The organism is Paraburkholderia sp. BR14312 (genome assembly GCF_040948675.1).
Lineage (GTDB): Bacteria > Pseudomonadota > Gammaproteobacteria > Burkholderiales > Burkholderiaceae > Paraburkholderia > Paraburkholderia nodosa_A.
Genome location: NZ_JBFPKI010000009.1, coordinates 1 through 18,525, shown reverse-complemented (window position 1 = coordinate 18,525; position 18,525 = coordinate 1). Strand labels below are relative to the sequence as shown.

17 protein-coding genes and 1 pseudogene are annotated in these 18,525 nt (G+C 63.5%); 9 read left to right on the top strand and 9 right to left on the bottom strand.

Translation table 11 applies throughout. From position 1 onward, the window contains the following. Positions 1-18: 18 nt before the first annotated feature. The 4 genes from AB3X98_RS24520 (at position 19) to AB3X98_RS24505 (ending at position 5,560) form a co-directional block, all read left to right on the top strand. Positions 19-819, top strand: coding sequence for a transglutaminase family protein (locus AB3X98_RS24520; RefSeq protein ID WP_069267350.1), 801 nt, complete (start codon positions 19-21; stop codon positions 817-819). A 43-nt stretch (positions 820-862) separates the two neighbouring features. After that, complete coding sequence (locus tag AB3X98_RS24515; RefSeq protein ID WP_368606791.1) at positions 863-1,744, top strand: peptidase; 882 nt, start codon at positions 863-865, stop codon at positions 1,742-1,744. Positions 1,745-1,862: 118 nt separating this feature from the next. Further along, on the top strand, positions 1,863-3,560 hold the full coding sequence (locus AB3X98_RS24510) for an acid phosphatase (RefSeq protein WP_368606790.1): 1,698 nt from the start codon (positions 1,863-1,865) through the stop codon (positions 3,558-3,560). A gap of 584 nt (positions 3,561-4,144) precedes the next feature. Beyond that, positions 4,145-5,560: a sugar efflux transporter gene (locus AB3X98_RS24505; protein ID WP_368606789.1), complete on the top strand. Its 1,416-nt coding sequence runs from the start codon at positions 4,145-4,147 to the stop codon at positions 5,558-5,560. 31 nt (positions 5,561-5,591) lie between these two features. Here the strand turns inward: AB3X98_RS24505 and AB3X98_RS24500 are convergent, their stop codons facing one another. Next, positions 5,592-6,071 (bottom strand): hypothetical protein, encoded by a 480-nt coding sequence (locus AB3X98_RS24500; RefSeq protein ID WP_069267354.1) that lies wholly within the window; start codon positions 6,069-6,071, stop codon positions 5,592-5,594. A 747-nt stretch (positions 6,072-6,818) separates the two neighbouring features. Here AB3X98_RS24500 and AB3X98_RS24495 point away from each other — a divergent pair. The 5 genes from AB3X98_RS24495 to cyoD all read left to right on the top strand — a co-directional run bounded on the left by AB3X98_RS24495 (position 6,819) and on the right by cyoD (position 12,572). After that, positions 6,819-8,363, top strand: coding sequence for an NADH-quinone oxidoreductase subunit M (locus tag AB3X98_RS24495; RefSeq protein ID WP_069267355.1), 1,545 nt, complete (start codon positions 6,819-6,821; stop codon positions 8,361-8,363). Positions 8,364-8,702: 339 nt separating this feature from the next. Further along, entirely contained in the window at positions 8,703-9,590 is an 888-nt protein-coding gene (cyoA, locus tag AB3X98_RS24490) for a ubiquinol oxidase subunit II (protein ID WP_069267482.1), read from the top strand. A 7-nt stretch (positions 9,591-9,597) separates the two neighbouring features. After that, positions 9,598-11,631, top strand: a complete 2,034-nt coding sequence (gene cyoB / locus AB3X98_RS24485; protein ID WP_069267356.1) for a cytochrome o ubiquinol oxidase subunit I — start codon at positions 9,598-9,600, stop codon at positions 11,629-11,631. Beyond that, positions 11,631-12,242, top strand: a complete 612-nt coding sequence (gene cyoC, locus AB3X98_RS24480; protein ID WP_069267357.1) for a cytochrome o ubiquinol oxidase subunit III — start codon at positions 11,631-11,633, stop codon at positions 12,240-12,242. The genes cyoB and cyoC overlap by 1 nt, the downstream gene beginning before the upstream one ends. Next, complete coding sequence (gene cyoD / locus AB3X98_RS24475; protein ID WP_069267358.1) at positions 12,243-12,572, top strand: cytochrome o ubiquinol oxidase subunit IV; 330 nt, start codon at positions 12,243-12,245, stop codon at positions 12,570-12,572. Positions 12,573-12,650: 78 nt separating this feature from the next. On the opposite strand, the gene AB3X98_RS24470 is transcribed toward cyoD, so the two are convergent. The 8 genes and pseudogenes from AB3X98_RS24470 to AB3X98_RS24435 form a co-directional block, all read right to left on the bottom strand. Further along, a complete protein-coding gene (locus AB3X98_RS24470) occupies positions 12,651-12,851 on the bottom strand; it encodes a helix-turn-helix transcriptional regulator (RefSeq protein ID WP_368606788.1) in 201 nt (66 codons plus the stop codon). Continuing rightward, positions 12,848-13,198 carry a hypothetical protein gene (locus tag AB3X98_RS24465; protein WP_368606787.1) on the bottom strand — a complete coding sequence of 117 codons (351 nt, stop codon included), beginning with the start codon at positions 13,196-13,198 and terminating at the stop codon, positions 12,848-12,850. The genes AB3X98_RS24470 and AB3X98_RS24465 overlap by 4 nt, the downstream gene beginning before the upstream one ends. After that, on the bottom strand, positions 13,195-13,995 hold the full coding sequence (locus tag AB3X98_RS24460; RefSeq protein WP_368606786.1) for a hypothetical protein: 801 nt from the start codon (positions 13,993-13,995) through the stop codon (positions 13,195-13,197). Before AB3X98_RS24460 ends, AB3X98_RS24465 begins: the two co-directional genes overlap by 4 nt. Then, entirely contained in the window at positions 13,992-14,738 is a 747-nt protein-coding gene (locus AB3X98_RS24455; RefSeq protein ID WP_368606785.1) for a hypothetical protein, read from the bottom strand. Before AB3X98_RS24455 ends, AB3X98_RS24460 begins: the two co-directional genes overlap by 4 nt. A gap of 57 nt (positions 14,739-14,795) precedes the next feature. After that, positions 14,796-15,983, bottom strand: coding sequence for a KilA-N domain-containing protein (locus AB3X98_RS24450; RefSeq protein WP_368606784.1), 1,188 nt, complete (start codon positions 15,981-15,983; stop codon positions 14,796-14,798). A gap of 16 nt (positions 15,984-15,999) precedes the next feature. Next, positions 16,000-17,004 carry a phage Gp37/Gp68 family protein gene (locus AB3X98_RS24445; protein ID WP_368606783.1) on the bottom strand — a complete coding sequence of 335 codons (1,005 nt, stop codon included), beginning with the start codon at positions 17,002-17,004 and terminating at the stop codon, positions 16,000-16,002. After that, positions 16,997-17,434, bottom strand: a complete 438-nt coding sequence (locus AB3X98_RS24440) for a hypothetical protein (protein ID WP_368606782.1) — start codon at positions 17,432-17,434, stop codon at positions 16,997-16,999. Before AB3X98_RS24440 ends, AB3X98_RS24445 begins: the two co-directional genes overlap by 8 nt. Before the next feature lie 15 nt (positions 17,435-17,449). Continuing rightward, positions 17,450-18,525: pseudogene (locus tag AB3X98_RS24435) on the bottom strand (hypothetical protein); the annotation flags it as partial.

Here is an 18,525-nt window from a genome sequence, read left to right as displayed (position 1 = left end):
CGATGGAGGATTGACGTCATGCAACTCGCGGTCCGGCACGACACGGTGTACCGCTACGAAGCGCCCGTGCATTATTCGATCCAGCAGTTGCGGCTGTCGCCGCTCACCACGCCCACGCAGATTGTCAAGCAATGGCAGGTCGAAGCGCCGGGCAAGCTCGATGCGTGCCGCGACGCCTACGGCAACGCGCTGATGACGCTGGTGCTCACGCGTCCGCACAAGGAAATTCGTCTGCGCGTGCGCGGCGAAGTCGAGACCGTGGCATTGCCCGATGGCCGGCTGCCCGAAGGCGAGGGCATGGTGCCGATGCACCATTTCACTTCGCCGACACGCCTCACCGAAGCCGACGAGGCACTCACGGAATTCGCGTTCAGCCTGCCGTCGCTGGACGACACCGCGGCTGTACTCGACGCGGCGTCGCGCATCACGGAGCGCGTGCGCTACGAATCCGGCGTCACGGATGTGACACACACCGCGGCGGACGCGCTGGCGCTCGGCCGTGGCGTGTGTCAGGACCATGCGCATGTGATGCTGGCGGTGTGCCGCGCGCGCGGCGTACCGGCGCGCTACGTGAGCGGATATATCGACCCCGGCGACGTGCCCGAAATGGCGAGCCATGCATGGGTCGACGTGTGGCTCGACAACGGCTGGGTGACGGTGGACGTCACGCACGCATGTTTCGCAAGCGAAAAATATTGCCGGATCGCGGTGGGGCGCGACTATGACGCAGCCGCGCCGGTTCGCGGCCGCCGCGTGGGCGGCGCCGGTGAAACGCTCGATGTCAGCGTGCACGTGAGCGCGCAACAGTCGCAGCAATAGTTTTGCCGCTATAACAAAAAGAGCGGCGAGGTCAGGGAGGCGCATGACGTACTGTGTGGCAATGGCAGTGGATGAGGGGATCGTGTTTCTCGCGGACACGCGCACGAATGCGGGTGTCGATCACGTCAGCACGTCGCGCAAGATGGCCGTGTTCGAAGAGCCCGGCGAGCGCGTGCTCGTGCTGCTCGTCGCGGGCAATCTGGCTATCACGCAGGCCACGCTGCAAGTCCTGACCGAACCGCAGGACGCGGGGCGCACCACGCTCTGGAACGCCCCGACCATGGTCGAGGCCGCGCGCGTGGTGGGCGAAGCCGTGCGCGAGGTGCACCGGCGCGACGCGGAAGCGCTCAAGACCTTCAACGTCGACTTCAACTGCAGTTTCATTCTCGGCGGCCAGATCGGCGGCCATGCCATGCGGCTGTTCCAGATCTACGCGGCCGGCAATTTCATCGAGACGTCGAGCGTCAATCCGTATTTCCAGATCGGCGAGTCGAAGTACGGCAAGCCGATCATCGACCGCGTGCTGACGCCGGGCACGCCGCTCGACGAGGCCGCGAAGTGCGCGCTCATCTCCATGGACTCGACGCTGCGCTCGAATCTCTCGGTCGGCCTGCCGCTCGACCTGCTCGTGTACGAGCGTGACGCGCTCCGTGTCACGCGATATGCGTCGCTCGATCAGTCGAATGCGTATTTCCAGATGATCCATTCGACGTGGGGCGAGCGGCTGCGCCAGGTCTTCGGTGAGATTCCCGATCCGCTCTGGACCGACGAAGGCGATGTGCCGCGCCACGAGCGCGCGACGTTGCCCAGCGCCCCGCGCGCCGCGCATGAGGGGCACGCGGGCGAACCGCGTCCCGCGCAAACGCTCGCGCAAGCCCAGCCGCAAGGCGCCGCAAGCGCGCCGCGTATGCCGCGCGACGGTTAAAAGGGCGGCTCGAGCGCTTCGTATTTTGCCTGGCCAACTGCGGAACCGGTATCCTGCTGCGTAATATTCGCGGTACGCCGCGCGCAATGCGCGTCCCCTCGACAATGGAGGCAGGCTGATGAAGCAGAACGACGAACCCAGGAACGGGCGTCCCGAAGAACCTTCCATTCCCGCCGGTCCGGACGATCCCGCGCGCCGCCGTGTGCTCGGCGGGCTGGCGGCGGTTGGCGTGGGCCTCGCGCTGGGCGGCTGCGAGACGCCGGCGCAGAGTGCGGCGGGCGCGCCGCGCAGCGCTGCCGACGCGCGCGTCGATGCCGCGCTGCGCGACCAGGTGCGCCAGATCGTCGTGATCTACGCGGAGAACCGCAGCTTCGTCAATTTGTACGGCAACTATCCCGGCGTGCAGACGCCGCTCGCGAATGTGAGCGCCGAGCGCTACGCGCAGCTCGATCGCGACGGCAAGACGCCGTTGCCGCAGTTGCCGAAGATCTGGGGCGGCCTCGTGCCCCAGGCGCAGGAGCTGGATGGCAAGCGCTACATGATCGCGGAGCATCAACTCACGGGTCTGTCCAACCGTCCGTTCCGGATTGTGGATACGCACGGCAATCCGTTGCCGAACGGCATCATCACGCGCGACCTGATCCATCGCTTCTATCAGAACCAGATGCAGATCAATGCGGGGCGCAACGACCAGTTCGCCGCGTGGGGCGACTCGGGCGGCCTCGTCATGGGCTTCTACGAGAACTCCGCGCAGACGCTGCGGCTCTGGAATATCGCGCAGCAGTACACGCTCTGCGACAACTTCTTCATGGCCGCGTTCGGCGGCTCGTGGCTCAACCACATCTTCCTGATCTCCGCGCAGGTGCCGCAATACGCCGATATCCAGACGAGCGCCGCCAGGCATCTCGCCTCCGTCGTCGAGGGCGACGATCCCACCGGTACGCGCCTGAAGGTCGCGCCGAACTCGCCGGCCTCGGCGCTCGACGGGCCGCCGAAGTTCGTGAACGACGGCCTCTTCACGCCCGACGGCTACGCCGTCAACACGATGGCGCCGCCGTATCAGCCGAGCAACGTGCGCCCGTCGGAAGACGGCAACCCGGCGCTCGCCGATCCGGCCAATCCGCGCGTGCTGCGCCCGCAGACGTACCCGACGATCGGCGACCGGCTATCGGCGAAGGGCGTCGACTGGGCCTGGTATAGCGGCGCCTGGCAGTTTGCGCTGGACCATCAGGACACGGGCGCGGTGCCCGACTTCCAGTATCACCACCAGCCGTTCAACTACTTTGCCAACTTCGCGCCGGGCACGTCCGCACGCGCGCGTCACCTGCGCGATGCGGGCCTCGGCGACGATCCGTCGACCAACCGTCTGCTCGCGGACATCGACGCAGGGCGCTTGCCTGCCGTGACGTTCTACAAGCCGCAGGGCAACCTGAACATGCACGCCGGCTATGCGGACGTCGAGTCGGGCGACCGCCACATCACGACCGTGATCGAGCACATCCAGCGCGGCCCGCAATGGGCGAACACGATGATCGTCGTGACGCACGACGAGAACGGCGGCTGGTGGGACCCGGTCGCGCCGCCCTTGGGCGACCGCTGGGGCCCGGGCTCGCGCATCCCGGCGCTCGTGATCGCGCCGTTCGCGAAGAAGGGCTATGTCGATCACACGTTCTACGACACGGTCTCGATCCTGCGCTTCATCAGCCGCGTGCATGGCCTCGCGCCGCTCGACGGCGTGGCCGCGCGCGATCAGACGTTCCTCTCGCGGGAGCAGACTCCGCCCGGCGATCTCACGGCGGCACTCGATTTGGCCTGAGTGCTGCACGCACGGATGCATCGCGGGAGAACGGGCGGCGGCCGTCGCGAAACGTTTGCGCCGCCGCCCCGGGTTGCCCATCCGGAACGCAATTTGATGCATCCGCGACACAAGCGACGAACTCTCTATCCGATCAATGAGTTGGCGCGCTCGCCAGGCGGTTATCAACAGGTTTGTCACCAAAAACTGTGGACAACTTTGCTGCGCAAAAAACATGCATTTTTCATGTCGTTTGCGAGCTTCCCGTTTCCATTCAAGGACTTGATGCGGATGTCCAGAACTTGCTAACAGGGCTCTCAACAAAATCTGTGGAAAACCCTCCGCGCGTTTCCCCCCAAAACGCCGCCGCTGCAACAAACGGCAACGCTGCGCACAATCCGAATCGCATCAAGCACTTGGTGCAGTCGTCCCAGGGTTACGCACAAGGCTGTCCCCCAAAGTTGTGGATAGCGCACCCAGATGTTGATCGCTGCGGGCTCAACCTTGCACAGTGTGGGAGTTCGGCCCGATAATCGCCGTCGATATGGCCGTCGCGTGACCGCGCGTGCACGGGCAACTCTCTCCTCGCCACTACCCGCCGCGCCGTGCTCAAAAACTCGCGCTTTGCCGGTCTTCTGCGTATTCCTGGTTTTCTGCCACTCGCCGGCGCCACCCTGATGCTCGGCGTGGCGATGTCCTTCACCGCGCCTTATCTCTCGCTCTTCGGCGTCGAGCGCGCCGGCATGACGCCGTTCCGGCTCGGTGTGTTCATGACCGCGATTGCCACGAGCGGCGTGATCGCGAGCACCGCGGCGGGCCGCTGGAGCGACGCCACCGGCAAGCACCGAACCCTGCTGCTCGTCTCGCTGTGTGCGGCCACGCTCGGCTATCTCTGCCTGTGCGTCGTGCGCGATTACCGGCTTCTGCTGCTCGTGGGCATTGCGTTCATCGGCGCGGGCGGCTGCGCGCTCTCGCTCGTGTTCTCGTTCAGCCGTGCGGCGCTGCCCGCGAGCGACGACGCCGAGCGGACCTTCGCGAGCGCGACGCTGCGCACGATCCTTTCCGCCGCGTGGGTGTTCGGGCCCGCGGTCGGCGCGCTCGTGCTGGCGGCCACGAACTTCTACGGGCTCTTCCTGTTCGCGGCGGCGAGCTTCGCGGCTTGCGGCACGATCGTCTGGCGCATGCGCGAGCCGCGCCATGACGAACACGCCACGCAGCATCTGATGGCGCGTCCCACCGCCGGCGAAGTCGCGCAGGAGATCGATGCTCGGAGCGAGGCGCAGTACGAGGGCCAACCGCTCACGCAGGCCGAAGTGCAGCCGGGTGCGCCACGCGACCCCGCAACGCTTCCGGCGGCTAAGGCAACGGCAAAAGCGAAGGTCAGAGCGGCGCGCGCGCCGGTGCCCGCCGCCGAGGGTTCGCAGAAAGACATCATGCGCGCGATCGTTGCGCTCACACTCATCGGCCTGGCCGCCAATGCGACGATGATCGTGCTGCCGCTCTACATCGTCCATGGCCTGCAGGGCACGCGCATCGACGTGTCGATCATGCTCGGCCTCGGCGCGCTCATGGAGATACCGATGATGCTCGCGCTCGGCGCGCGCGCCTCGGTGCTGGACAAGTCATGGTGGCTGGCCGCCTGCGCCGTGGTGCATGCCGTCTACTTCGTCGCGATGTCGCTGGCGCCGGGCGTGCACGCGCTGATCCCGATGCAGATCCTCAACGCCTTCGTGGTGGCCGTTACGTCGTGTCTCGGCATGACGTTCGTGCAGGATCTGATGCCGTCGTCGCCGGGGCGCGCAACGGCGCTGTTCTTCAACGCGTCGCGGCTCGGCTCGATACTGTCGGGCGTGCTTTCCGGCATGCTCGTGCAGGCGTTCGGCTATCGCGGCACGTTTCTTGTTTGCGGCGCGCTCGCGCTGTGCGCGCTGGTGCTGTTCGCCGTACCCGGCGAGCAGTATCCGAAGATGGCGCGTGCCGTGCGGCGTTATCTGCGTGAGCGTTCAGGCAAGCGGGATTGATTCATGCCGTGCGGCCCAGTCAGTGCCTGTGTCAGTGCATGTAGGTGACGCGGCGCGAGCGGTCGCTCAACCGCACGCCCGCGTCGAGCAGCGCGATGGCGAACCAGCGCGCGGTCTTGAGCATGCCGCTCACGCTCGGCATCGGCAGCCAGTCGTTGAGCAGTTGCACGGCGGCCTCGCTGCGCGTGGACTGCAGGAGCGCGATCACCTGCAGCAGCGAGCCTTCATCCTTCGCGAGTTCGGAGGCGCAGCGGCAGCGCGTATCGAGCGGACGGCACGAGGCGCGGCACAGGGTGCCCATCAGCAGATCGAAGTAGCCGAAGCCTTCGCCGCCGAGCCCCGCGTCGGCGAGCACGCCGCGCCAGCTTTCGGCCTTGCCGTAGGCGTCGCAATGCGGTCGCAGCCAGGTGCGCACGGCGCGCAGGACGGTCTGCTCGGCGGTGTCGGGATGATGGACGAAGGTGTCGTCGATCAGCGTGTCATTTCTCGCGAAAGGGGTGGTGTAGTTCATGGAGCCTCCGGTCCCGCACAAATCATTCGGGTGGTGCCGGGTCGTCCGGCATGGGCTGTATTCTGGGACAAATGGTGGCTAAATGCAAATGATTCTCATTTGGAAAAATGAGCCGCTGCGCAACGGCGGCCTCGCACACCCAGTAAGGGACTGTTCCATCCAGCGCCCTTAATTGCGGGGACACAAGCCGTTAAAGTGCCGGCCATGCGTGTTCCAGTGTTCTGGCGCAACGTGAGAGTTGGCCCCGGCCCCATGAAGGCCGGGGCTTTTTTTTGCATCGCGCAAGGGCGCGCGGGGCGGGCCTGGCACGCGTTGTGGAGGGCGCCGGGGACCTGACTTCGATGCATAAGTCATTGAACCGAAAGAAACAAGTAAGGTATTATTTCGGCCGCGCAGCGTGACAGCGTGCCGCGCGTCATGGCGCCCAGAAGGTCGAAAGCGCTGCTTTCGCGATCAAAAATGGGTGGTAACAGCCCGTTTGTTGTTTTTTCTCTTAGTACGTTCTTGAATAAAAACAATGACTTGCGTCAATCTTAGATCCGGCCCGTGTTGTTGCGCTGCAAAACTTCCGTATTCCGTTTACCCTCGTTAACCCTTGAACGTGTGTTGCATTTCGCCTCGTCGCTGACAAATACATTACAGCCAGCCTGGTTCGATTTTCACCCCGCGTCAATCTTTCAAGTTGCTTGCGTACCTGAACGTGCGCCGTGGAAGCTATTTGCTCCGCATTTTTGAGGTCCTGTTGAAATGCAATCCGTTCCATTCCTGAGTCTGGCGATCTGGATTCCCATCCTGTTCGGCGTGGCCGTGCTGCGCCTCGGGTCGGATCGTCATCCGCAGCGTGCCCGTTGGCTGTCGCTGGTTGGCGCCGTCGTCGGTCTGCTGCTGACCCTCCCGCTCATCGCCGGCTTCGACAACCACGCGGCCGGCATGCAGTTCGTCGAATTCCGCGACTGGCTGCCTGAGTTCGGCGTGGCGTGGCGACTCGGGATCGATGGTATTTCGATGTGGCTCGTGGTGCTCACCGCGTTCACGACGCTCGTGATCGTGATCGCTTCGTGGGAATCGATCACGGTGCGCGTCGCCCAGTACTTCGGCGCGTTCCTGATTCTCTCGGGCCTGATGGTCGGCACCTTCGCCGCGACCGACGGCATGCTGTTCTTCGTGTTCTTCGAAGCCACGCTGATCCCGCTGTACCTGTTGATCGGCACGTGGGGCAATGCCCGCCGGACCTACGCCGCGGTCAAGTTCTTCTTCTTCTCGCTCGCCGGCTCGCTGCTGATGCTGGTGTCGATGCTGTACCTCTACAGCCAGTCGCACACCTTCGACATGTCGGTGTGGCACAACCTCACGCTCGGCTTCATCCCGCAGATCCTCGTGTTCATCGGCTTCTTCGCGGCCTTCGCGGTGAAGGTCCCGATGTGGCCGTTTCACACGTGGCTGCCCGACGTCCACCTCGAAGCGCCGACCGGCGCGACCGTGATGCTGGCCATGCTGAAGCTCGGCGGCTACGGCTTCCTGCGTTTCACGCTGCCGATCACGCCCGACGCTGCGCACTTCTTCGCGCCGGCGATCATCACGCTCTCGCTCGTGGCCGTGGTCTACTCGAGCCTGCTCGCGCTCGCGCAGACCGACATGACCAAGCTGCTCGCGTACTCGACGGTCGCCCACATGGGTCTCGTCACGCTGGGCCTCTTCCTCTTCAACCAGATCGGCACCGAAGGCGCGATCGTGCAGATGATCTCGTACGGTTTCGTTTCGGGCGCGATGCTGCTCTCGATTGGCGTGCTGTTCGACCGCACGAAAACGCGCACGATCTCGGCTTACGGCGGCGTCGTCAACGTGATGCCGCGCTACGCCACCTTCATGATGCTGTTCTGCATGGCCAACCTCGGCCTGCCGGGCACGTCGGGCTTCGTGGGCGAGTTCATGGTCATCATGGGCGCGATCCGCGTGAACTTCTGGGTCGGCGCGATCGCCGCGACGACCGTCATTCTGAGCGCGGCGTACACCCTGTGGATGTACAAGCGCGTGATCTTCGGCGCTGTGGCGAACAAGGGCGTTGCGAAGCTGGCCGACATCGGCCGCCGCGAAACGCTGATCTTCGCTTCGCTCGCAGCGTTCGTGCTGGCAATCGGCCTCTACCCGAAGCCGATGACCGACGCGATCGAACTGTCGGCGGCGAACCTCGTCACCCAGGCCGGTCGCAACAAGCAACCCGTCGACGAAGCAGCGCCTGCTGACGCAGTGCGAGCTGGCACGGACGTTCGTGCTCAGCACTCGCCGACGTGATCGCTGAAGATTGACGGCGCAACCAACGCGCCGCATCGCCTCCGGGCGCTGCGGCGCGTTGTTGCGTCCAAGGGTTTTCGAATTTTGAGATTCGAGAAGTAGCCGCGGCGGGCCGCTGTCAAGGGCAGAGCAGGGCGCGACGTGCGTGTGTTTCCGAGGCGCGACAAACCTCGCGAACACATGCGACAAAGTGTCTCAATCTTCTTTTGACAAAGGTCATTTTCCACATTCATTGATTGCGAAATATCAAAGCGGCTGTATGATGCGGGCGCGCTTCCTTTGTCGGATGTCAGGGGACGCGTCCGGAACTATTCAATGAATGAATTTCAGGCAAACGTGATGAAAAGAACGACCTTTCAAAGGTTACTGCTTCCCATCAGCGCCGGATTGGCCTTGTGTCTTTCCGGATGCAACATGGAGCTCCTTGACCCCAAGGGAAGTGTGGGCGTGGCGGAAAAGCAGCTGATTGCGACCTCCACATGGGCCATGCTGATTGTTGTGATCCCCGTGATCGTCCTGACGCTGTGGTTTGCGTACCGCTACCGCGCGTCGAACCGTAGCGCCACGTACGACCCGAAGTGGTCGCACTCGACGGCGATCGAAGTCGTCGTCTGGACCATTCCGACACTGATCATTCTGTTCCTCGCCGTGCTCACGTGGAAGACCACGCACGAGCTCGACCCCTACAAGCCGCTCGAATCGAACGTCAAGCCGATCAACGTCGAAGTTGTCGCGCTCGACTGGAAGTGGCTGTTCATCTACCCCGATCTCGGTATCGCGACGGTGAACCAGCTGGCCGTGCCCGTTGGCACGCCGGTGAACTTCAGCATCACGTCGGATTCGGTGATGAACTCGTTCTTCATCCCGCAGCTTGGCACCCAGGTTTACGCGATGGCCGGCATGCAGACGCGTCTGCACCTGATCGCCGACCACGCTGGCGACTACGCCGGCCTCTCGGCGAACTTCAGCGGCAAGGGCTTCTCGGACATGAAGTTCCGCACCCTCGCCACCAGCCAGCAAGACTTCGACGCGTGGGTCCAGAAGGTGAAGGCGTCGCAGACGCAGCTTTCGATGGATCAATACGCGACGGTCGCACAGCCGAGCGAGAAGGCTCCGGTGGAGTACTTCTCGACAGTCGACCCGAAGCTCTTCAACAACATCATCGCGAAGTACAACAACGGCCACGTCACGAATTTCAGTGACCCGTCGTGCGTGACCAAGGGGTAAACCAGGCATGTTCGGAAAACTTACACTGGACGCCATTCCGTATCACGAGCCGATTATTCTCGGCACGATGATCGGTATGGCCGTCATCGGCGCATTCGTGCTCGGTGGCATCACTTACCTCGGTAAGTGGAAATATCTGTGGACGGAGTGGCTGACGAGCGTCGACCACAAGCGTCTGGGCGTGATGTACATCGTGCTCGCCCTCATCATGCTGCTGCGCGGCTTCGCCGACGCGATCATGATGCGTACCCAGCTTGCGCTTGCGTACAACGCGCCGGGCTACCTCCCGCCGCACCACTACGACCAGATCTTCACGGCTCACGGCGTGATCATGATCTTCTTCATGGCCATGGCTTTCATGGTTGGCCTGATGAACATCATCGTTCCGCTGCAGATCGGCGCACGCGACGTCGCGTTCCCGTTCCTGAACTCGCTGTCGTTCTGGATGACCGCAGTCGGCGCCATCCTGCTGATGATCTCGCTCGTCGTGGGTGAGTTCGCAATGACGGGTTGGCTCGCGTATCCGCCGCTTTCGGAGCTTGCGTACAGTCCGGGGGTAGGGGTGGATTACTACCTGTGGGCGCTGCAGATCTCCGGTGTCGGCACGCTGCTGACCGGCGTGAACTTCTTCGTCACCATCATCAAGATGCGTGCCCCCGGCATGACGATGATGAAGATGCCGGTGTTCACGTGGACGGCGCTGTGCACGAACGTGCTGATCATGGCCGCGTTCCCGATCCTGACCGTCACGCTCGCGCTGCTCGGCCTCGACCGCTACATCGGCACGCACTTCTTCACGAATGACGGCGGCGGCAACGCCATGCTGTACCTGAACCTGATCTGGGCCTGGGGTCACCCCGAGGTGTACATCCTGATCCTGCCGGCGTTCGGTATCTTCTCGGAAGTTGTCGCGACGTATGCCAGGAAGCCGCTGTTCGGCTACAAGGCAATGGTCTACGCGACCTGCGCGATCATGGTTCTGGCGTTCGTCGTGTGGCTGCACCACTTCTTCACGATGGGTTCGGGCGCCGATGTGAACGCGTTCTTCGGTATCGCCACGATGATCATTTCGATCCCGACGGGCGTGAAGATCTTCAACTGGCTGTTCACGATCTACCGCGGCCGCCTCGAGTTCAACTCGGCGGTGCTGTGGACGATCGGCTTCATGGTCACCTTCACCATCGGCGGCATGACCGGCGTGATGATGGCGATCCCGGGTGCGGACTTCGTGCTCCACAACTCGCTGTTCCTGATCGCGCACTTCCACAACGTGATCATCGGCGGTGTGGTGTTCGGGTATCTCGCCGGCATGAACTACTGGTTCCCGAAGGCGTTCGGCTTCAAGCTCAACGAAAAGCTCGGCAAGCGCGCGTTCTGGTTCTGGCTCTCGGGCTTCTATGTCGCCTTCACGCCGCTGTACGTGCTGGGCTTCATGGGCGCAACCCGCCGTCTGAACCACTACGACAATCCGGCATGGCATCCGTGGATGATCATCGCGTGGGTTGGCGCCGTGCTCGTGGCAATCGGTATCGCACATCAGCTGCTGCAGCTGTACGTCTCGATCCGCGACCGCAACCTGCCGGAAAACCGCGACTTGACGGGCGATCCGTGGGGTGGCCGTACGCTGGAGTGGGCGATCTCGTCGCCGCCGCCGTCGTATAACTTCGCGATCATTCCGCACGTGAGCGAACTCGACGAGTTCCAGCACCTGAAGGACACCGGCCGCGAAACCGTGGACGTCGCGAACACGAAGTACACCGACATCCACATGCCCTCGAACACGAGCGCGGGTCTGTTCATCGGTCTCTTCAGCCTGGTGCTCGGCTTCGCTGGCATCTGGCACATCTGGTGGCTCATGATCGCTGGCTTCGTCGGCATTCTCGCGACGGCTATTGGCTACAGCTTCCAGAAGAACGAAGGCTATTACATCCCGGCCGCCAAGGTTCGGGCAGACGAAGAAGCGCGCGAGCGCGCACTGGTCAAGGCGTTCGCCGACAAGCAACGCAATGGCAAGGTTGAAGCAGCACTGGAGGCCAACTGATGTCGACGCATACTAGTGCGGCCGCACACGCGGAGCACGATCACCACGATCACCCGCCGTCACACTCGGTGTTCGGCTTCTGGCTGTACCTGATGACGGACTGTATTCTGTTCGGCTCGCTGTTCGCAGTGTTCGCCGTGATGCAGAACCAGTTCGCAGGCGGCCCGACGGGCAAGGACCTGTTCGACATTCAGGGCGTGGCCATGGAAACGGCAGTGCTGCTGCTGTCGTCCATCACGTACGGTTTCGCGATGATCGGCGCGCACAAGCAGCGCAAGGGTCAAGTGTTCGTCTGGCTGGCGATCACCTTCCTGCTCGGCGCAACGTTCCTGTATTTCGAACTGCACGAATTCGCGAACATGATCGCGGAGGGCAACGGTCCGCAACGCAGCGCGTTTCTCTCGTCGTTCTTCACGCTGGTTGCCACCCACGGTATCCACGTGACGATGGGCATGATCTGGATGGTCGTCCTGATGGTTCAGGCCTTGAAGGCGCCGGTTCTGGGCGAGCGTGAAATTCGCCGCCTGACCTGCCTGAGCCTTTTCTGGCACTTTCTGGACATCGTCTGGATCTGCGTGTTCTCCTTTGTCTATCTTGCGAGCGTGATCTAAATGAGTGCTCATCCTATCCATGAAGAAGAAAGCCACGGCAGCGTAGGCAGCTACCTGGTTGGTTTCGTCCTGGCGGTGGTGCTCACGGCCGCTTCGTTCTGGCTCGTGCTGCATGGCGGCTTTTCGCGCGAAACCGCGCTGCTCGGCCTCGCCGTGCTGGCAGTCGTGCAGATCCTGGTTCACCTCGTGTTCTTCCTGCACATGAACACGTCGTCGGGCCAGCGCTGGAACGTGACGGCATTTGGCTTCACGGTATTGACGGTCCTGATCGTGGTCGTCGGTACGCTGTGGGTCATGCACAACGTCAGCATGAACATGATGTCGCGTTAAGCGCATTGCAGTCGGGGAGCCTTGCTGCATAAGGCTCTCCGACCGTTCCCCTCTGCAGTTCCCCCTCCAGCTACCAGCCTAGCTACCATTCCCCACCTGTTGCGTGCGCGCGGCGATGAAGTCGGTCAGACTGTCGTCTGTGATTGCCGATGCGCGCGTGCCCAGTTTCACTAGCGTCAATTCCCCTGCGCGAACGAGGCGATAGATCGTCGGCTTCGACACGCTCAGCATGTGCGCGGCGGTCTTGATGCGGTGCAGTCTCGGAAGTGGTGTTCTCATTTGCTATTGCCCTCGTAGGTGAGAAGTTCGGTGACGATCTCGCCGGTGTCGACGAAGTAGTAGTCCGAGTCGGTCAGGTTGTTGATCAGGAAGCGTTCGAAGTCGGCTGGCGGCGTGGCGCGCTGGATGCGCTGCCACTTCGCTGGTGGACCACGCCAGGTCGGTTCGACGCCGACGGCGCGCGCGGCGGCCAGGTTGTGGTGCCCGTCGACGATGAGTCGGTAGCGGCGGCAGCGCAGCTCGAGCTCCGCGACCCGGACGATGAACATCCGGAAGCGCGCCGCCTTATCCGCGACCGTCGCCGGGTCGAGGAAGCGCTGCGAGGAGATGAGCGGGGCGGGCGTCACGCGAGATCCCCGGTTGGCTCTTCGACGGACGGCGCCCCAGGCTCATCCGGTGCTGGCGGGACCGCGAAAACGGCTAGTGCCTCGTCGCAGTGCTTCACGATGCTGGCGGCATGCTCGCGCACCGCATTCATGCCCCCATAGGTGTTCAGGACACCGCTGGCCATCACCGCACGAACGGCTCTACCGATTTGCTCGCTGGTGCCCCAGCGGCTGATCTTGACGCCGCTCGCGCGCTCGATTGCTTCGATCTGCTCATGCAGTTCTGTGGCGTGCGAGGTCTTCGACGCGATCTCGCGCGCGATGCGTTTCTCATCACCCTCGCGCAGCCGCAGGACCTCGGCCGCCACGGCGGCTTCCACTAGACCTTCGTCGACCTCGCTGGCGCGGCGCAGCATCGCCGCAACGAAGTTGCGCGTGACCGGCTGCGCAGTGAGTTTCGGCGCGGCGGCTACCTGTCGGATCTTGTTGGCCGTTTGGATCTCGTAATGTCCCCACGTCGGCGGAAGTTCGCCCGGCGCGATAACTGCTGGCGGACAGATAATCCACCAGCGATCGCAATATTGCTGCACGGGTGCCGACTTCTCCGGGTTCTTGAGTTCGCGCAGCCAGTCGCTGCGCGATACCTTGATCTCGAAGCCATGTGTCTCGAGTCCGCGGGATGGGTAGAGGTTCATGGCGACCGCATCCGCCCAGCGGTTGTGGCGACCGCCGGTTGCATCTCCGACCTCGAAAAAGAGTGCCCACTCCGGAGCGCAGAAGCGAGCGCGTAGAGCGGCTCGAACGTCGTGCGTCTTCATTGGGCACCTCGCGGGAATTCGTCGCTCATGCGCTGCTCGGCTGGGTGCGCGGCACGGGCTTGCCAGCCCTCCCACCTGCAGGCAGTCGATGTACCCTCCAGATAGCCGGCGCCACGGCGCGTGCCCTTGATTGCTGCGGCGCGCGGACCGTCTGACAGATTGCGAAAGTTCCACGCCTCGAACGCCGCGCGCTCGTCGGGCTGTGCCGCCGGCGTCTTGGCCTTCGCGATCAAATCGCGCACGGCGTCAGGAATATCTGTGTCGGCCGGATAGCCCGCTTCTCCGAGAAGGCGAACGACTGCGAGCAGCGTGCCGCCTAATCTCGTATCATCGCTCGCGGCTGCCGCAGCAGGGGCGACGGGAGCGGCACGCTTCGAGGGTTTCTTGGCGCCCAGCTCACCGCGAGCGTACTTCGCGAAGCCAGCAAGTTCCCATTCGTCGGGTTCGATATGGGAGGCGAATTGAAGCAGCTTGTCGACACCACACGCGCGCACGATCTCCTTCCACAAAACACCCTGATCGTGAACCGCTATCACCTGGAGCGCTGTGCATACGCCGGCGAAGAAATTAGCATCTGCAGACGCTCGCGCTGCATCGGAAGAGGCGAGAGCAGTGCGCACCGCCGCCTCGATTGCTCGGGCGAATTCGTGAACACGCGTGGCATAGATGCCACCCGTCGGGTTTCGACGCCCTTCGTTAGCGAAGGCATCGATCTGTTCATCGGTCAGTTGTTTCGTATCCATCAATAGTTGTCCTTATCGTATCCGGGGATGCGAATAGCACCCGCTCTACTGGTTCGATTAAATGTCGCGGGCGGTAGGGGCGTGGACGTCTGCTTGCGCCACCGGCCCGAAGTTCAGGACATCAACCAGCTTGACGACGCCATACCCATGAGCGTGCAGCAAGTCGATCAGATGGCCTGGGCGCACGAAAACGGCGTCATCGGGTACCGGAGTGCTGTCGAACTGACGGCGCTCGTTGAAGAACGCGAGGTGGCTCTGGGTCCGCGGCCCGGTCGTGACGAAAGGCGGTTGGCTGCAGGGATCGGCCACCGGCGTTTCGACAGGCCGATCGAAGATGGGATTCTCCATCCTGTCGTCATCAGGGTACGTGAGAGCATAGACTGCCTCAGCGCTGTGCCGCATTGCGATCGACACTGGATCGTCGTATTTCGCCAGCGCGGCGATGGCAAGCGCCATCACGCCGCACGCCTGAGTGTGCGTCTTGAAGCAGCCGCGCCGGCGCACGGTGTGCGTGCCGTCTGGGTTCGGTGAGATATGAATGTAGTCTGCCCCCCAGGCCGCTTCCGCAGACGGCGCGGGCGTGGACACTGCGAGAAAAACGCGAATGACCTTCAGGTGGAATGCCGGGCTGATCCACGCGGCGTAGGCGATCACCAGCTCGCGGCAGGCGTAGGTGCCGCCGTTGCGGCCCCTCACCACTTTCAGGAAAAGGTGCAAATTCGCACCTTTCTCGAAATTCCCCATTTCTGGGTATTTTCCGAGCTCGGCAATCAGCGCTTGGGTTTGGTCGAGGCGCAGGAAGCGGTTGGGCTCGTGCTTCGCCTCGCCGCCGCTGGCCTTGTGCAAGTCGGTAAGCGAAAAAAGACCGTCGAGTTCGTGGATTTCGAACGCGTCGATGGCGAGCGGATTGCGGGAATGGTCGAGCGCGAGTGCGCCTTGGGCATTGCTCATGATGAGGCTCCTTTTGACGGCCTGATTGACCGCCCTCCGTCGCCAAACGGGGGGCAGCCACCGAGCGGGGTTGGCGAACCGGCCAAAAGGAAACCGGCAGACCCGAAGGTCTCCCCGCCCGGGGCCGCCCATAGGAGCAACTGCCGAGCGCGCACAAACAACAAAGCCGCGAGTCAATGAATGACGGCGCGGCTGCTGTGCGCCTTTTGATTCCGGGTCGCCAAACCCGTGTGCCTTTGTATCGGCAACACGCGCAGTATAGGCACCCGGAAAGATGATTGCAACTGGGGTCATTTCGCTTTCCTCTTTGTCAGACCGGCGGGAATTCGTCGTGCGTGCGGCCGTCGAGCAGCCTCCCGGTGTTCTCCTTGCCTACGCGGTGCATGAGCATTCGGCCATCGAGTCGCACGTTCCCGGCGGCGACCAGGCGATCGTGCGTGTCGAATGGCGGCACGTATCCCTGTGACAGCAGCCGGAACTCTCCCGACGGCAATACTCCTGCTGTGTCTTGATAGCCAGGTCGTTCGCCCCAGTCTTTGTCCGTCCATTCGCCCCACTGCTTGTAGAAAAAGGGAACTCCCGCGGTGGCGCACTGATCACGCAGCGCGCGCGGCCACGAAGGATGCATCGGGCGCGCGCCGGGGCCGCTCTCGCCGCCGCAGATCACCCAGTCGATCGACGGATATCGCTCGGCACGGTTGCAGTACGGCAAGTGATGCCACTGAAACGCATCACCGAAATAGCCCGGGCTGTGCGTGTAGTTCACATCCGTGAGGTCGATGGGGCCGAGCATCGGCTCGACGCTCAGGAACCGTCGGCGCGCGGGTACCTGCATGAGCTTCGGCACATCCCGGAGAGCCTCTTCCTGATTGACGATCGTCGCGCCCACCCAGACGTTGTCACGGCCGGCACACCAGTCGTGTGAGGGAAGCAGGCGCATCACGTTGCCGATGCGCTTCGTGAGGAGCAACCAGTCCAGATTCGGCGTGAGCTCGATAAGATTGAACAGATCGCGGCGCCATGCCGGATCGACAGCGTTGTCGAACACGTCGGCGAGCGACGCGCAGAACACGCGCTGGCGCCTGTTGTGCGCGGCAAAGAAGTCAGCGTGCGCCTTGTTCCACCGCAGGGGCTTGCGCCAGTTGCTGGCGGATGTGCGCACGCGCTTGCCGTGTGGCCCCCATTGGGTGAGACCGAGGCGCGTGTCCATCATCGCTTCGGCATAGCAGTGATCGCATCCGGGCGATACCTTTGTGCAACCGATAAACGGATTGAACGTGTGATCGGTCCATTCGATTTTTGAGTTCTCAGCCATTGTTGCTTCCTTGCGGTGCGCGTTCTGCCTTTAGGCGCTCGTGGATCGCGCTGATCTCTTCGCCCACGGCGTTCCGCCAATGGGTGCCGTGTCGCAGCGCGAGCTTCGTGAACCAGTGCAGCACGTGCGCCTGCTCGTCTTCGGAACTCCGCGGGATTGGATATCCCGCAGCCTGAAGAAGGTGCGCGACCGGCGCGCACCTAAAATTCGGCCAGCCGAGTACTTCGCGCAGCTCGGGCGTGAGTTCATCGGGATAGGCGGGCAGCGGCGTGGCCTCGAGCGCAGCGCGCGCGGCGGCAACGTCGTCGGCCGCCCCGAAAATCGTCACGCCGGCGACCGTGCAGGTCGTCTCGTGTGGCTTGACGGTGAGCGTCGTGCCGACGGCTGCATGGTTCACGTTTATGGGGTTGCGGTTACCTTCGATCTGCATGGTGGTCACCTTGGCTCACGGACGGCCTGTGTTCGGGAAGGGCCATGCCTCTGTCGCCTGCGGCTTTCGCTTCGACGTCGGCTTCGCGTTGCCGACTGCCGCGGCCTTGGCGACCACGCGCACTGCCGCTCGCTTCTTCGGCAGGCCTTGCTTCGCCGTGGCCGGCTGTTTCGTCGACGCACGCTTCTTCGCGGCCGGCGCTTCCTTCGCGGACCGCTTCGCGCGCGCCGCGGTGTTCATCGCGTAGTGCAGGCCGCGCAGCGGTGCGGGAAGCCATCCGGAATCGCGCAGCTGCGCTTCGGCCAGTTCTGCCGCCTCGGTTTTCTTGGCCGCGCCCACCGCCTTCACGACGTCTGCACTCGCGCCGGCTTCCTGCAGTGCGGCGACGGTGACGGCCTTCGGCACCTGGTTGAGGAACGACTCGCGCGTCGGTTGCCACCAGTCCGCCAGATCAAGGCCGATCGCATCCTCGACGGCTGCGAGCGGGCGCGAGGCGGACTCGCTTCCCACGATGGCGTTGAGAGACGTCGCTGTGCAGAAGCAGAGGATCTCGATTACCTCAAGCTCGGACTGCTGGGAGAGCCAGCCGAACAGGTCCGCGGGGTTCTCGGGCAGACGCTTGAGGAGCTCTGCGCGCCTGGCTTCGATCGCGAGCCATGCCTTCGACGTTTCCAGTTGCTCGCCGGCTGCGCTGAGCAGCGTCGCGGACTGCGAAGTCGGACTGATGTGCACGCCCGCGGCGCCGTACCAGCCGCCGCGGTAGATCAGTTGTGTTGCGAGCTGCGCGCAGAGCAGATCCAGAGCGACGCGCGGGCAGTCGAGCAGATGGGCGGCGAGGGCGGCGGTGCGGTTTGCCGTCAGCTTGCGCATGAGCGCCTCGCTGAAGCCGGACGGCTCGGGCTCGCCACGCTCGACGGCGGCCGCGCGCGCGGTTTCCTTTTCCTTCGCCTTCTGTGCCTTCGGATCGGGTGGCGCGATCATGCCGCGGTGGATCTCGAGCACGCCCTGGTGATTCACACCGAGGATCGCGCCAGCGCCTTTCTTCTGGCGATCGCTATAGGTTTCGAGCGAGCCCTTCAGTTCGTTGATGA